This is a genomic window from Pseudonocardia sp. NPDC049635 (genome assembly GCF_040659795.1).
Lineage (GTDB): Bacteria > Actinomycetota > Actinomycetes > Mycobacteriales > Pseudonocardiaceae > Pseudonocardia.
Window position 1 is genome coordinate 1 of record NZ_JBFAON010000032.1, and the last position, 15,041, is coordinate 15,041.

The following is a 15,041-nucleotide window of genomic DNA, read 5'->3' on the forward strand; positions in this document are numbered from 1 at the left end:
GTCCGCGCCGTGGTGTGGGCGGCCCGGATCGTCGGCCTGCTCACCGTGGCCACCGCGGTGCTGCCCGCGCCGCGCCGGCTGCTGGGCAGGGGGGTGGGCGGCGCGCGCGCGGGCCCCCCCCGCCGGGGCCCCGGCGGCCCGCGACGACGTACAGGAGCGCGCATGTCCGACGACCGGCCGGGCATCGTCCCGCTGCGCCCGCTGGACGCCGTCGAGATCATCGGCGGCGCCGTCCGGCTCGCCCGGCGGTACCCCCTGGTGGTGCTGGGCCCCGCCCTCGTCGTCGCCCTGGTCATCGGCGCCGGGCAGTACGGCCTGCAGCTCTCCGGTGCCACCGCGCCGGAACCCGGTCAGGGCCTGACCGAGACCTTCGTCGATTCGCTGGTCTCCTCGATCCCGCTGGCCCTGCTGAGTGTCGCGCTCCTTCCGCCGGTGGTGGGCATGGTGCTGTCGGCGCTACGACCCGCGGTACTCGGCCACACCCTCTCCTTCGCGCGGGCGTGGGCGACGACCCGGCCGCGGTTGGCAGGTCTGTACGCCCTGTTGCTCGGCCTGAACCTGCTCGGTCTCGTACCGATCCTGCTGTTGGTCGGTGTCGCCGTGCCGCTGGCGGGCGGGGGCGCGGTGGCGGTCGTGATCGCGGTGCTGGCCGTGCTGCTCCCCTACGCCGTTCTCACCTGGATCGGGGTGCTGCTCTACCCGGCGACCGCGGTGATCGTCGTCGAGGGGCTCGGCGTGCGGGACGCCCTGTGGCGCTCGGCCGAGCTCGTCCGCGGCTCGTGGTGGCGGTTCTTCGGGGTGCAGCTCCTCGCCGCCCTGCTGATCACGGTCGTCGGGCTGGCCGTGATGCTGCCGATGGTGTTCCTGGGCGTCGGCCTGGCAGCCGCCGGCGCCGGGATGGTCGCGGTGCTCGCGACCACCGGGATCGCGAGCACACTGGTGGCGGCCGCGGCCCTCGCCGTCGCGCCCGGCGTCGTCGGCCTGCTGTACCTGGACCAGCGGATCCGCCGGGAGCGTTACGACCTGGACCTGGCGCGCGACGCCGCCGCGGGTTGAGCGGCGCCGATCAGCCGACGACCACGGAGTCCCAGCCCTCGACCTCGCTCGGGCGCCGGGCGCCGGGACCGATGTACTGCGCGGAGGGCCGGACCAGCTTGCCCTCGCGCTTCTGCTCCAGCACGTGCGCCGACCAGCCCGCCGTCCGGGCCGAGGTGAACATCGCGGGCATCATGTGCGGCGGCACCTCGGCGAAGTCCAGGATGACGGCGGCCCAGAACTCGACGTTCGTCTCGATCGGCCGGTCCGGGCGCCGCTCACGCAGCACCCGCAGCGCGGTCCGCTCCAGCTCGGCGGCCACCTCGAACCGGGGTGCGTTCAGCTCCCGGCAGGTGCGGCGCAGCACCCTCGCCCGCGGGTCCTCGGCCCGGTACACCCGGTGGCCGAAGCCCATCAGCTTCTCCTTGCGGTCCAGCAGCCCCGTCACCAGCGCCTCGGCGTCACCGGTCCGCTCGACCTCGTCGATCATCGGGAGCACCCGGGCCGGGGCCCCGCCGTGCAGCGGACCGGACATGGCACCGATCGCGCCGGACAGCGCCGCCGCGGCGTCGGCGCCGGTGGAGGCGATCACCCGGGCGGTGAAGGTCGAGGCGTTCATGCCGTGCTCGGCGGCGGACACCCAGTAGGCGTCGACGGCGGCGACGTGCCGCGGGTCCGGCTCGCCGCGCCACCGGGTCATGAACCGTTCGGTGATCGTCGAGCACTCGTCGATCCGGGCCTGCGGGACGGCCGGGACGCCGATGCCGCGGGCCGACTGGGCTACGTAGGACAGCGCCATCACCGAGGCGCGGGCCAGGTTGTCGCGGGCCTCGGCGTCGTCGATGTCGAGCAACGGGCGGTAGCCCCAGTAGGGCGCGAGCATGGCCAGTGCCGCCTGCACGTCCACCCGGACGTCACCGGTGTGCACCGGGATCGGGAACGGCTCGGCGGGCGGCAGGCCCTGGCCGAACCGGCCGTCGACCAGCAGGGCCCACACGTCGCCGAAGGTGACGACGCCTGCCAGGTCCTCCAGGTCGACACCGCGGTAGCGCAGCGAGCCGCCGTCCTTGTCCGGTTCGGCGATCTCGGTGCGGAACGCGACGTGGCCCTCGAGACCGGACCGGAATCCGGGAGGTGGCGGGGGTACGGCGTGGGACGGTTCGGTCACGGTCACCGGGTCTCCTTCGGCTCGGGCCTCGCCGGTCACCCTGCTCCGGGGATGCGGACCTCGGCAACGTGCGGTGCCGTGTGCTCGGTCACCCGAGCGGCGTGTCCGGGAAAACGCCGTTCGGCGGGTGCACCGGCGACCGGGTCCCGCCTACGGTCGGGGCCTGCGCCACCCGGCCGGGGGTGCGCGAGGGGAAGGGGACCCATGACCGACGCTCCTGAGCTCGAGCGGATGCGGATCGACTACGACGGGCGGCCGTTCGACGTCTCCGACCTCGCCCCCACCTGGCACGAACAGCTCGCGATCTGGCTGGAGGAGGCCCGCGAGGCGAACCTGGCCGAGCCGAACGCGATGGTCCTGGCCACGGCGGACCCGGAGGGCACGCCGTCGTCGCGCACGGTGCTGTGCAAGGGCCTCGACTCGGGCGGCATCGTCTTCTACACGAACTACACGTCCGCGAAGAGCCACGACCTGGACCGCACCCGGGTCGCCTCGGTCACGTTCCCCTGGTACGGGCTGCACCGCCAGGTGCAGCTCGCCGGCCGGGTCGAACGCTGCTCGGAGGCCCAGTCCGACGCCTACTGGGCGACCCGCCCGCGCGGCTCGCAGCTCGGGGCGTGGGCGTCCGCCCAGTCGAGCGTGGTGGCCGGGCGCACCGTGCTCGACCAGGCGCTGGCCGGCGTCACCGCCCGGTTCGACGGCGTCGAGGCGATCCCGCGCCCGCCGCACTGGGGTGGCTGGCGGATCCTGCCGTGGCAGGTCGAGTTCTGGCAGGGCCGCGGCGACCGGATGCACGACCGGCTCCGGTTCGACGTGGGCCGCGACGACCGCTGGACGGTGCGCCGGCTCGCCCCGTAAGGGGAACCCCGAGGCGGAGCCCGGGAGCCCCGGTGTAGACGTGGTCTCGTGAGCGAACGCAACGATCCCGGCGACGGGCCGACGCTGCCGGTGCCGGGCGGGGACCGGGAATCACCCACCCGGCCGATCGTCGACGAGAACGCCGTCGCCCCGACCCGGCGGGTCCGGGCGGGAGCCCGGATCACCGGCGCGCTGCGGTCCGCGTTCGCCGACACCACGCCGCTGCGCACACCGGCCTACCGGCGGTTGTGGACGGCCGGGATCGTCACCGTGGTCGGCGCCCAGCTCGCCGTGGTGGCCGTCCCGACGCAGATCTACCAGATGACCGGGTCGTCGGCCTACGTCGGACTGACCGGGCTGTTCGGCCTGGTCCCGCTGGTCGTGTTCGGGTTGTGGGGCGGCGCGATCGCGGACGCCGTCGACCGCCGGGTGATGCTGCTGTTCACCGGGTCCGGGATCGCGCTGACCTCGCTGGCCCTGTGGGTGGTGTCGGCGAGCGGGGTCGGGAACGTCTGGACCGTGCTGGTGCTGTTCGCCGTCCAGTCGGCGATGCTCGCGATGAACCAGCCGACCCGCAGCGCCGTCATCCCCCGGTTGCTGCCCGCCGAGCAGCTGCCCGCCGCGAACGCGCTGAACATGACCGTCGTGCAGATCGGGGCCGTGGTCGGTCCGCTGCTCGCGGGCGTCCTGATCCCGGTCATCGGCCTGCCGATGCTGTACCTGCTGGACGCGATCGCGCTGCTCGCGACGCTGTGGGCGACCTGGCGGCTGCCGCCGTTGCCCAGCTCGGCGCAGGCGGAGGGCGGCCGCAGGCCCAGGGTCGGGTTCCGGGCCGTCGTCGACGGCTTCCGCTACGTCGGCATGCACCGGATCCTGCTGGTGTCGTTCCTGGTCGACGTCATCGCGATGGGCTTCGGGATGCCGCGCGTGCTCTTCCCGGAGATGGCCGAGCGGACCTTCGGCGACCCGCCGGGCGGCGGGTTCGCGCTGGGCATGCTGTTCGCCGCGATCCCGCTCGGGATGGTCGCCGGCGGGATCCTGTCCGGCTGGCTGCAGCGGGTGGAACGCCAGGGGGTCGCCGTCGTCGTCGCCATCTGCGTGTGGGGTGGCGGGATCGTCCTGTTCGGCCTGACCGGGTCGCTGTTCCTGGCCGTGCTGGCCCTCGCCGTCGCCGGGGCCGGCGACCTGGTCAGCTCGGTGTACCGGTCCTCGATGCTGCAGACCGTCGCCACCGACGAGATGCGCGGGCGCATGCAGGGCGTGTTCATCGTGGTCGTCGCGGGCGGGCCCCGGCTGGCCGACATGTGGCACGGCGCCGCCGCCACCGCGATCGGCCCCGGCGTCAGCGCGATCCTCGGCGGGCTCGCCGTCGTCGTCGGCACGCTGGTCGTCGTCGCCCGGTTCCCGGAGTTCTGGCGGTACCGCGCGCCCGTCGCCGGGCGCGAATCGGGGTGACCCTCGTCGCCGCGTTCTGCGGATCGGCCGCAGCGGGCTAGCGTGTGCGGCTGAACCCACATGACCCAGCTGTGAGAGGGAACCTCCACATGTCCGACGAGACCGCCGCCCGCGCCGACTCCGCCGTCCTGTCCCATTCCGGCGGGGAGTTCGAGATGGCGGTGCACACCCCGACGGAGGGGTCGCAGGCCGTCGACGTCAGCAAGCTTCTCGGCAAGACGGGCCTGGTCACCTTCGATCCGGGCTTCACCAGCACCGCCGCCTGCGCGTCCGCGATCACCTACATCGACGGTGACGCGGGGATCCTCCGTTACCGCGGATACCCGATCGACCAGCTGGCGACGAACTCGACGTTCCTCGAGGTCAGCTACCTGCTCATCTACGGCGAGCTGCCCTCGCAGGACAAGCTCGCCGCGTTCACCAACCGGATCAGCCGGCACACGCTGCTGCACGAGGACCTGAAGCGCTTCTTCGAGGGCTTCCCGCGGGACGCGCACCCGATGCCGGTTCTGTCGTCGGCGGTGAGCGCGCTGTCGACCTTCTACCAGGACAGCCTCGACCCGCACGACGAGGCGGCCGTCGAGCTCTCCACCGTCCGGCTGATGGCGAAGGTCTTCACGATCGCCGCCTACGCCTACAAGAAGTCGGTGGGCCAGCCGTTCCTCTACCCGGACAACTCGCTGGGGCTGGTGGAGAACTTCCTCCGGATGACCTTCGGCTTCCCGGCCGAGCCCTACGAGGTCGACCCGGACATGGCCCGGGCGCTGGACACCCTGCTCATCCTGCACGCCGACCACGAGCAGAACTGCTCGACGTCGACGGTACGGCTCGTCGGCTCCAGCCAGGCGAACCTGTTCGCCTCCATCTCGGCCGGGGTGAACGCGCTGTTCGGCCCGCTGCACGGTGGGGCGAACCAGGCCGTGCTGGAGATGCTGACCCGGATCAAGGACGTCGAGGGCGGTGACGTCGACGACTTCGTGAGCCGGGTGAAGAACAAGGAGCAGGGCGCGAAGCTGATGGGCTTCGGGCACCGGGTCTACAAGAACTACGACCCGCGCGCGAAGATCGTCAAGGAGCAGGCCGAGACGATCCTGAAGAAGCTCGGCGTCAACGACCCGCTGCTCGACATCGCCATGCGGCTCGAGGAGAAGGCGCTCGCCGACGACTACTTCGTCGAGCGCAAGCTGTACCCGAACGTCGACTTCTACACCGGTGTGATCTACCGGGCGATGGGCTTCCCGACCAGGATGTTCACCGTGCTGTTCGCGCTCGGCCGGCTCCCGGGCTGGATCGCGCACTGGCGCGAGATGATGTCCGACCCGCAGAACAAGATCGGCCGTCCGCGCCAGCTGTACACCGGCTCGGCGGAGCGGCCCTACGTCCCGGTGGGTCAGCGCTGACCGGGTAGCGCCCGAACCCGAACGGCCCCGCCGACCGGCGGGGCCGTTCGTGTGCCGTCCCGCCGTCCCACACCCACCGCGCCCGCCCCGGCCCGCGCTGCCCCGGCCCGCGCTGCCCCGGCCCGGCCCGGCCCGGCCCGTGCTGCACCGGCCGCCGCGCCCGCCCGCCCGCCGAGATGCAGCTCAGCGGGCCCGAGTGATCGAGAACTCCCGCCCATCTGCATCTCGGCGCGCACCGGGGTGCCGGCGGGCGGATGTGCGTCGGCGCGCGGGGTGGCCGCTGCGGCGCTAGCGTCGGCCAGCATGGCGCCGAGCACCGCTGTCGTCTGGTTCCGGCGCGACCTGCGGGTCGCCGACCAGCCCACCTTCCTCGCCGCCGCGGACGCGGCCGACCGCGCGCTCGCGCTGTTCGTGCTGGACCCGGCGCTGCTGGGGCCCTCCGGTGCGGCGCGGACGAACTTCCTGTACGGCTGCCTGCGCGCGCTCGACGAGTCGCTCGGCGGGCGGCTGCTGGTCGTCAGGGGGGATCCGGCCGGCGCGGTCCCGGGGGTGGCGGCCGCGGTCGGGGCGACCACGGTGCACGTCGCGGCCGACTTCGGGCCCTACGGCCGGGAGCGCGACGAGCGGGTGGAGAAGGCGCTCGCCGACGACGGCGCCGAGCTGGTCCGCACCGGTTCGCCGTACGCGGTCGCACCCGGCCGGGTGGAGAAGAGCACCGGCGGACCGTTCAAGGTGTTCACCCCGTTCAGCCGGGCCTGGGCCGACCACGGCCGGCGCGCCCCCGCCCGGACCGACGCGTCCAGCTGCAGCTGGATCGACCCCTCGGACTCCGGCGGGGGCCCGCGCGCGGTACGGATCCCGGACGACGAGCCGTGCGACGCCGACCTGCCGGAACCGGGCGAGCGAGCGGCGCTCGCGCGCTGGGCGGAGTTCCTCGACGACGGTGTCGCGCACTACGGCACCGACCGCGACATTCCCTCGAAGGCAGGCACCTCCGGTATGTCGCCCTACCTCAAGTACGGCTGCGTGCACCCGCGCACACTGCTCGCCGATCTGGACCGGCGGCGCGGGGACTCGGTGTCGGCCTTCCGCTCCGAGATCGCCTGGCGCGAGTTCTACGCCGACGTGCTGTACCGGCGCCCGGACTCGGCCAGGGGGAACTACGACCGGGCGTTCGACCGGCTGCCGCTGCGCACCGGGAAGGACGCCCGCGCCGACTTCGACCGCTGGCGGGAGGGGCGGACCGGCTTCCCGATCGTCGACGCCGGGATGCGTCAGCTGCGCGCGACGGCGTGGATGCACAACCGGCTGCGGATGGTGGTCGCGTCGTTCCTGGTGAAGGACCTGCACCTGCCGTGGTGGTGGGGTGCGCGGCACTTCATGACGCTGCTGGTGGACGGTGACCTGGCGTCCAACCAGCACGGTTGGCAGTGGACGGCCGGCTCCGGGACGGACGCCTCGCCGTACTTCCGGATCTTCAACCCGATCACCCAGGGGGAGCGGTTCGATCCCGACGGCGACTACGTCCGGCGCTGGGTGCCGGAGCTGGCCGGCGTCGAGGGCAAGGCGGTGCACCAGCCGTGGAGACTGCCCGGCGGGATCCCGGACGGTTACCCGGAGCCGATGCTCGACCACCGCGCCGAGCGGAGGGACGCGCTGGACCGCTACGAGCTCGTCAAGAACGCCCGGGGGTGACCCGCAGCGCCTCCCGCCAGGAGACGCGGGCACCGGTCCGCAGGATCGAGTTCCGGTAGACCCGCGCGGCGAGGGCGACCATCCCGGCCAGCGCCGCCAACGCGATCAGCAGCGCGACCAGCGGCTCCCACCACGCGGTCACGCCCAGCGCGGTCCGGGCCGGCATCAGGGTCTGGGAGAAGAACGGAACGAACGACAACACCGTGGCCACCGGGTTCCGCGGGTCGGTCGGCAGTATCGCGACCGCGAGCAGGAACGGCAGCAGCAGCGGCACCGCGATCGGTGCCGTCACCGACTGCAGTTCCTCCTGCCGGGACACCAGCGCCCCGGCCGCCGCGTAGAGCGTCGCGAAGAGGAAGAAGCCGACCAGGTACCACGCGATCACCGTGGGCAGCATCCCGAGCAGCAGCGCGGGCACCGCGAGCACGCCGGTGGCGAGCGCGACGGCCGTCCCGATCCCGCCGAGGACGACCAGCTGCAACAGCCCGACCAGGCCCAGCCCGAGTACCTTCCCGGCGAGCAGGTGGCCGGGCGCGACGGTGGCCAGCAGCAGCTCGACGACCCGGCTGGACTTCTCCTCGACCACACCCTGGGACACCGCAGCGCCGTAGGCGGTGACCGAGAAGAACAGCAGCAACGTCACTGCCAGCGCGATGACGACCCGCTGGCCGCGTTCGGCGTCCTGGGGTTCGAGGGTGCGCACGCCGACCGCCGACCGTTCGGTGATCTGCGCCGGGTCGGCACCGGCCGCGGTCAGCGCATCGCTGACCGCCCGCTGCTCGACGACCTCGGTGACCAGCGCGCGCAGGGCGCCGCCGACGTCGTCGCGGCCGACGAGCTGGTAGCTGCCCGGCGCGCCGGTGAGCATCGCGTCGGCCTCGCCGGAGCGGACCATCGACTCCCCGGTGGCCCGGTCGCCCGCCTCGGTGAGCCGCAGCACGAACCCCTGCCGGTCACCGGCGGCCTGCAGGTCCTGCCGCAGCTCACCGGCCGGGCCCTGCAGGACCAGCGACGACTCCGAGGTCTGGGCGCCGACGAACGCGAACACCGCACCGTAACCGCCGAACACGACGAGCATCAGCGCCAGCCCGACGAGGAAGGTCCGGGAGCGGACCTGGGTGGTGATCTCCCGGCGGGCGACCAGGGCGATCGTGGCAGCCGGTCCGATCATTCGGTCGCTCCGCCGGGGACCCGGTCGGCGACGGCGTCGCGGTACAGCTCGGTCAGCGGCGGCCGGTACGGCCCGAACGCGCGTACCGGCCCGGCCGCCAGCGCCGCGGCGAGCAGATCCTGGTCGTCGGCTCCGGTTGCCAGCTCGACGCGGGTCCGGTCGCCGGTCGTGTCCAGCACCGTCACACCCGGCAGCCGGTCGGCCCACCCGGGGGGAGGCCCGACGACGTCGTAGCGGTCGCCGCCGGCCGAGCGCAGTTCCTCGACCGAGCCGACGGCGACCATCCGGCCCGCAGAGATGATCCCCACCCGGTCGCAGAGCCGCTCCACCAGCTCCAGCTGGTGCGAGGAGAAGATCACCGGGGTCCCGGTCGCGGCCTGTTCGCGCAGCACGTCGCTCATGGTGTCGACGGCCGTCGGGTCCAGCCCGGAGAACGGCTCGTCGAGCACCAACAGGTCCGGGTCGTGCACCAGCGCGGCGCACAGCTGCACCCGCTGCTGGTTGCCCAGCGACAGCTTCTGGACCTCGTCACCGCGGCGCGCCGCGAGTCCGAGCCGGTCGGTCCAGCGATCGGCGGCGGCGATCGCCGCGGCGCGCCGCACCCCGTGCAGCCGGCCCAGGTACACGAGCTGTTCGGTGACCCGCATCTTCGGGTAGAGGCCGCGCTCCTCGGGCAGATACCCGATCCGGCGACGCATCGCGGCATCGACCGGCGATCCCTGCCACGAGACCGACCCGGCGTCCGGTTCGAGCACGCCGAGCACGATGCGCATGGTGGTCGTCTTGCCCGCCCCGTTGCCGCCGACGAAACCGAAGAGCTCACCGGGGCGTACCACGAACGTCACGTCCTGCAGGGCCGTCGCGGTGCCGAACCGCTTGGCGAGCCCGTCGATCGCCAGCACGGCGGCGACGCTACACGGGTTCGCGCCCACGGGCAGATGGTGTTCGTTGCGTGGGGTGGCAGTTTTCGATTTCGCTCTGTAAGCTCCCCGCGGCACAAAGCCCGAGAATATGTCGATTATGTAACGAAATGTGTTTCGGCGTTGCGGTACACATTTCGAAATGGGGGTGCATCGAATGTCCTCGGTTCCGGCCGACCCCGGCAAAACGGACATAGACGGCCAGGCCGAGCCGTCGGTCCTGCGCAGAGCGGTCGCCGCGTCGGCGATCGGAAACGCCACCGAGTGGTACGACTACGGCGTCTACGGATACGTCGCGGTGATCATCGGTGCGAACTTCTTCCCGGGAGACTACGAGCGGCTCTTCGCCCTGCTCGGGCTGGCCGTCTCATTCGTGCTGCGCCCGCTCGGCGGGATCGTGTGGGGGCCGCTGGGCGACCGGATCGGCCGGCAGAAGGTCCTTGCGATGACCATCATCCTGATGGGTGTCGCGACCTTCCTGATCGGCATCCTGCCGACCTTCGAGACCATCGGCGTGCTCGCGCCGATCCTGCTGATCCTGCTGCGGGTGGTGCAGGGCTTCTCCACCGGCGGTGAGTACGGCGGCGCCGCGACCTTCATGGCGGAGTACTCCCCGGACCGCAAGCGCGGCTTCTGGGGCAGCTTCCTCGAGTTCGGCACGATGGCCGGCCTCACGCTGGCCGCGCTCGTCGTCTTCGGTCTCACCGCCGCGATCGGTGACGACGCGATGAACAGCTGGGGCTGGCGGATCCCGTTCCTGCTGGCGCTGCCGCTGGCGTTGATCGGTCTGTACATCCGGAGCAAGCTCGAGGACACCCCGGTGTTCCGCGAGCTGGAGGAGAGCGGGCAGACGGAGGCGGCGGCCACGGGCGCGCTCAAGCGCCTGCTGGTCGACTACAACAAGCCGATCATCACCCTGTTCGGCCTGGTCATCGCGCTGAACGTCACGAACTACGTGTTGCTCACCTACATGCCGACCTATCTACAGGGCACCATCGGGATGAACGCCGACGACGCTACCCTGGTCGGTGTGCTCGGCGGGGCCCTCATGATGGTCTTCATCCCGATGGCCGGGTCACTGTCCGACCGGATCGGGCGCAAACCCTGCTGGCTCATCTCGATGACCGGGGTGTTCGTCCTGGCGATCCCGATGTACATGCTCATGGGGGTCAGCTTCGGCTGGGCGGTGGTCGGGTTCACCGTGCTGGGGCTGGTCTACGCGCTGCAGCTGGGCACCATCTCGGCGACCTTCCCGGCGATGTTCCCGACCCATGTCCGGTTCGCCGGGATGGCGATCTCCTACAACGTGGCGACCGCGATCTTCGGGGGATGGGCGCCGGTCGCGAGCGAGGCGCTCGTGGAGTCGACGGGCGACCTGCTCGTCCCGGCGTACTTCATGATGGGCGCCTCGGCCATCGGGCTGGTCGCGCTCTACTTCGTGATCGAGACGAAGGGCTCGTCGCTGGGTGGCCGGGAGATCCCCGGTCTCGCCGAACACGAGGCTCGGCTGGCGGCCAAGGCACGCGGCTGACCCGGACACCGGGTGCCGGTCCGGTGCCCACCGGACCCGGCGCCCGGTCAGCGGCGGGCGGCCCAGCCACCGGGCAGCGGCACGTGCCCGTCCCGCGGGGCCGTCCAGAGCCAGGCCCAGCAGACGGCCCCGTCGTCGAGCACCACCCGGATCCGTCGGTACTCGGGGCCCTCGTAACCGTCCAGTGCCGGCAGCGCGAGCACCGGGTCGGCGAGCTCGACGACATAACCCGGGACGCCCGAGTTCCCGTCCAGGTTCAGGGCGGGATAGCCGCGCCCGGTGTCGGCGACGCCCCCGGCGGGCAGGAACGCCGGCCGCGGCAGCGTCCCGGGGTCGGCGTGCCCGCGCACCAGCGGCCAGGCGCGCTGCCTGGGCATCAGCGATCCGTAGACGAAGATCCGCGGCGGCCATCCGTCCGGATCGGGGGCCCCGGTCACCGTGCGGGCGTCCAGTCCGTCCGCACCCGGTGCGCCGGTCAGTACCGCCGCGTCCGCCTGGCCGACCTGCGCGCACCGCACCGGTGCGCCGTGCACCAGCAGCGGGCGCCGGTCGGTGCGCGCGACACCGGTGGGGCGGCCGGGTGCGACGTAGGCGTACGGGCGGTCCAGCACCGCGCCGGTCTCGGGGATCGTGACCGATCCGGTGGCGATCCGGGCCAGGCGGTAGCGGGGCGGCGCCGCGGTACGTCCCTCGACCGCGTCGAGCGCCGTGAACTGGTCCGGTGCCGCCAGCCAGACGACGTGTTCCTCGACAGCGCCCGGGACGGCCGCGAGGGTGGCGGGCCGCTGGTCGTCCACCACCCGCCGGCCGGCCGACCAGACGGCGGCCAGCCCCTCGACCCGGACCTGTAGCGCGACGACCGGGCCGGTGAGCCCCCGGTGCTCCCGCATCCAGCTGATCTTCTCCGGGTTCGCGTTCGACCCGTAGGCCAGCACCGGTACCCGGCCGGCGAGCGGAACGGCACCCGATCGGGCGAGCAGGCCGTCGAGGCATCGGCCGTCGGCCCGCCATCCGGACGGCGCGGTGGGGTCGGCCGTGAGGGGAGTGGTCGATCCCCCGTCGTGGGCGCCGTCGTGGAGGAACGAGACGCCCGGCCGCGATCCGGGGTAGGGGTCCGCCGGAAAGGCGGAATCCGGCCAGGGCGGCGGGGTGTCCGGGTGCATGCCGGGCGACGGTAGATCACCCCTCCCGGCGCCCGCACCCCACCGGTCGTCAGCCGGGGTGGTCGCCGTCCGCGCGGCGCACCGCCGGGTGGAAGCGGCGCAGCAGCGCCGAGGCGACGGCGCCGAGCGCGAGGACACCGAGCCAACCCACCACCGCGTAGAGCCAGGCCGGTGTGCCTGCCGGGGCCAGCCACACCACCGCGACCAGTACCAGGGCCGCGGAGACGAGGCCGACGAGCACCCGCTGCCAGCCCGGCACAGCGTCGGGCAGGGTGAAGGCCCGGCCCAGCGCGGAGCCGGGCCGCGACGGGCCCGCCCCGCTCACGGCCGCGGCCCCCGCTCCCGTCCGCGGGCCACCGCGTGGCGGAGCAGGGCTGCGGTCGCCACCATCAGCCCGAGCACCACCAGCATCCCGACGAGCGCCCGGACCCAGCCCGGGGTCGCGTCCGGGAGCGTCAGCGGCACGAAGAACACCCCGACCATGGTGGCGCTCAGCAGGATCAGCACCAGCAGCGGTGGCGGGGTGCCCGCCGGGAACGCCAACGCCCGCACGAGCGGGTTGCGCGGGAGCGGATCGGACATATCGCACACGCTACCCGGACGCCGACACTCCCTCGGGCATCGCGATGCCGTAGCCACGGATCTTGCGGTAGATCGTGGCCCGGCTCATCCCGAGCCGGCGGGCGGCCTCGGCCTTGTTGCCGTCGGCGTCGAGCAGCGCGTCGACGATGGCGTCGCACTCGATCGACTCCAGCGGCGTGAGCACGCGGCGGGTGAGCGCCCGGGTCTCCGGCGGGAGGTCCTCGACCCGGATCACGCCGGTCCGCCTGCGGGCGACGACCTTGCGCAGCACCTGGTAGAGCTGGTCGACGTTGCCCGGCCAGCGGTTGCGCATCAGCACCCGCAGCGCTTCCGGCGAGCAGGTCAGGTCGGCGCCACGGGTCAGCCGGGCCAGCAGGTAGGGCACGAGCTCGGCGACGTCCTCGACATGATGACGCAGCGGCGGCACCTCGATCGTCCGCGGGAACGCGCCCAGCAGCTCGGTCAGCTCCGGAGGGTCGGCACCGTCCTCGGGCACCGGACCGCGGGTCGCGACCACCCATGGGCGCTCGTGGTCGGTCGACTCCCGCTGCGGCTCCAACGCGTCGGTCAGCGCGCTCGCCGCGGCCGGGGACAGCGTGTCGACCTCGCGGAGCACCAGCGTCCCGCTGCCACCGGCGAGCTCGTCGGTGACCTCGGCCAGCCAGCGGGGTGAGAAGTCGGCCGCGTCGAGCACCCGGACGTGGCCTGCGGGGGAGTGCAGGTGGTGGGTGGCCCTGGCCAGCGTGGTCCGCCCCGATCCCGGCTCACCCTCCAGCACCACCCACTCGTTCTTGCGGAGGTGCCGATCGACCGCCTGGGCGCACTTCGTCCACAGTGCGCCGGAACCGACCGCGGTCGGCAGCGCCGTGGTGATCGTCGGGTGCGAGCCGCGGGGACCCGGCGCCTCGCGGTGGGTCAGGGTCACCTGGAGGACCCCGCCCGTGGAGCCGCCCTCCACCCAGCTCGGGCGGCACTGCACCCGGGCCGTCGCGCCGCTGGGCAGGTCGACGACGAGCTGGCGGCTGCGCCCCGAGCGCAACGCGTCGGTGGCACCGGCCAGCAGCGGGACCTGGTCCGACGGCGCGATGAGCTCGCGGGCCCGGTCGTTCATCATGACCAGGTCGTCGCCGACGGCGAGCACGGCGGTGTTCCCGGCCCGCTGCACCGCGGCGAGATAGTCGTGCAGCAGGGTCAGCTCGTGGCGCCCGGAGGCGGCCAGCAGCGCCTCCTCGATCCGGCGGGCGGTGGTCGCCGCGGTCGCCATCATCAGCGCGTTCGCCTCCTTGCGCCAGCACGTCAGGTCGACCACGCCGAGGATCTTCCCGGTCACCGGATGCCGGATCGGGGCCCCGGCGCAGGCCAGGTCCTCCAGGTGCTCGACGAAGTGCTCGTGGCCGAAGACCTCGGTCGGCCGGCGCCCTTCGAGCGCGGTGCCGATCCCGTTCGTGCCGACGTGGCGTTCGGCGTAGGAGAAGCCGGGCGCCAGCCACACGCGGTCGAGGTGCTGGCGCAGTGCGGTGTCCCCGGTCCGGCGGTCGAGGACGACGCCGTCCTGGTCGCAGAGGATCAGGCTGACCGGCTCGGTCGCGAACTGGTCGGCGAGGTCGGCGACGATCGGCGTCGCCGCTCTGGTCAGCGGCCCGTCGGTCTCGCACTTGCGCTCGGCGAGCTCGATCGAGTCGGCCGGGACGTCCATGTCACGGGACCGGATCCAGGAGGCCAGGATCGGGGCGCGGACGGCTTCGGGCGACACGGTGTCGCGATGCAGGAACGCCTCTCGCGCCGCTGCGACCCGCTCTGCTGCGACGAGCGCACTCGGCTGGCCGCCACCGGAGCTGCGCGGGTCTGCGGTCCGCACCGATCCGGTACCGCCCTGCACACCATCGGGCAGGGATGTCACGGGTGGCCTCCTCGCCTGCGTCGTGATCGGGACTCACACCCCGCAACCGACGGCTGAGCAGCGGTGACCTGCTCCGGAGGCGGGTGTGACGACGACGGTACGCGCCGTGAGAGCAAGATCACCAGACGTGACCGTTTTGCAGCGTCTCATATTGAGACCTCAG

General features: G+C 73.0%; 13 protein-coding genes. 6 read left to right on the top strand and 7 right to left on the bottom strand.

The features are described from left to right. Positions 1 to 1,056: hypothetical protein (locus tag AB0J24_RS25625; protein WP_358685845.1), on the top strand; the 1,056-nt coding region annotated here is incomplete at its 5' end. A 10-nt stretch (positions 1,057 to 1,066) separates the two neighbouring features. Here AB0J24_RS25625 and AB0J24_RS25630 read toward each other — a convergent pair. Next, on the bottom strand, positions 1,067 to 2,203 hold the full coding sequence (locus AB0J24_RS25630; protein ID WP_358685847.1) for a citrate synthase 2: 1,137 nt from the start codon (positions 2,201 to 2,203) through the stop codon (positions 1,067 to 1,069). Positions 2,204 to 2,407: 204 nt separating this feature from the next. Between AB0J24_RS25630 and pdxH the strand changes: the two genes are divergently transcribed. The 4 genes from pdxH (at position 2,408) to AB0J24_RS25650 (ending at position 7,611) form a co-directional block, all read left to right on the top strand. Next, positions 2,408 to 3,061, top strand: a complete 654-nt coding sequence (pdxH, locus tag AB0J24_RS25635; RefSeq protein ID WP_358685849.1) for a pyridoxamine 5'-phosphate oxidase — start codon at positions 2,408 to 2,410, stop codon at positions 3,059 to 3,061. Between the two features lie 48 nt (positions 3,062 to 3,109). Then, entirely contained in the window at positions 3,110 to 4,516 is a 1,407-nt protein-coding gene (locus AB0J24_RS25640; protein WP_358685852.1) for an MFS transporter, read from the top strand. 89 nt (positions 4,517 to 4,605) lie between these two features. Then, positions 4,606 to 5,916, top strand: coding sequence for a citrate synthase (locus tag AB0J24_RS25645; protein ID WP_358685855.1), 1,311 nt, complete (start codon positions 4,606 to 4,608; stop codon positions 5,914 to 5,916). 303 nt (positions 5,917 to 6,219) lie between these two features. Beyond that, entirely contained in the window at positions 6,220 to 7,611 is a 1,392-nt protein-coding gene (locus AB0J24_RS25650) for a deoxyribodipyrimidine photo-lyase (RefSeq protein WP_358685857.1), read from the top strand. On the opposite strand, the gene AB0J24_RS25655 is transcribed toward AB0J24_RS25650, so the two are convergent. Both AB0J24_RS25655 and AB0J24_RS25660 read right to left on the bottom strand, forming a co-directional pair. After that, on the bottom strand, positions 7,592 to 8,782 hold the full coding sequence (locus AB0J24_RS25655) for an ABC transporter permease (RefSeq protein WP_358685859.1): 1,191 nt from the start codon (positions 8,780 to 8,782) through the stop codon (positions 7,592 to 7,594). The two genes, AB0J24_RS25650 and AB0J24_RS25655, sit on opposite strands and share 20 nt — an antisense overlap. Next, positions 8,779 to 9,684 carry an ATP-binding cassette domain-containing protein gene (locus AB0J24_RS25660; RefSeq protein WP_358685961.1) on the bottom strand — a complete coding sequence of 302 codons (906 nt, stop codon included), beginning with the start codon at positions 9,682 to 9,684 and terminating at the stop codon, positions 8,779 to 8,781. The genes AB0J24_RS25655 and AB0J24_RS25660 overlap by 4 nt, the downstream gene beginning before the upstream one ends. A 175-nt stretch (positions 9,685 to 9,859) precedes the next feature. Between AB0J24_RS25660 and AB0J24_RS25665 the strand changes: the two genes are divergently transcribed. Further along, positions 9,860 to 11,233, top strand: a complete 1,374-nt coding sequence (locus AB0J24_RS25665) for an MFS transporter (protein WP_358685862.1) — start codon at positions 9,860 to 9,862, stop codon at positions 11,231 to 11,233. 47 nt (positions 11,234 to 11,280) lie between these two features. On the opposite strand, the gene AB0J24_RS25670 is transcribed toward AB0J24_RS25665, so the two are convergent. Genes AB0J24_RS25670 through AB0J24_RS25685 form a run of 4 tightly spaced genes read right to left on the bottom strand, consistent with a single transcriptional unit; the run spans position 11,281 to position 14,878 of the window. Continuing rightward, a complete protein-coding gene (locus tag AB0J24_RS25670; RefSeq protein ID WP_358685864.1) occupies positions 11,281 to 12,396 on the bottom strand; it encodes a gamma-glutamylcyclotransferase family protein in 1,116 nt (371 codons plus the stop codon). Positions 12,397 to 12,445: 49 nt separating this feature from the next. After that, positions 12,446 to 12,721 (bottom strand): hypothetical protein, encoded by a 276-nt coding sequence (locus tag AB0J24_RS25675; RefSeq protein ID WP_358685866.1) that lies wholly within the window; start codon positions 12,719 to 12,721, stop codon positions 12,446 to 12,448. Next, positions 12,718 to 12,978, bottom strand: a complete 261-nt coding sequence (locus tag AB0J24_RS25680; protein ID WP_358685869.1) for a hypothetical protein — start codon at positions 12,976 to 12,978, stop codon at positions 12,718 to 12,720. The genes AB0J24_RS25675 and AB0J24_RS25680 overlap by 4 nt, the downstream gene beginning before the upstream one ends. A 10-nt stretch (positions 12,979 to 12,988) precedes the next feature. Continuing rightward, entirely contained in the window at positions 12,989 to 14,878 is a 1,890-nt protein-coding gene (locus AB0J24_RS25685) for a helix-turn-helix domain-containing protein (RefSeq protein ID WP_358685870.1), read from the bottom strand. Between the last annotated feature and the right edge of the window lie 163 nt (positions 14,879 to 15,041).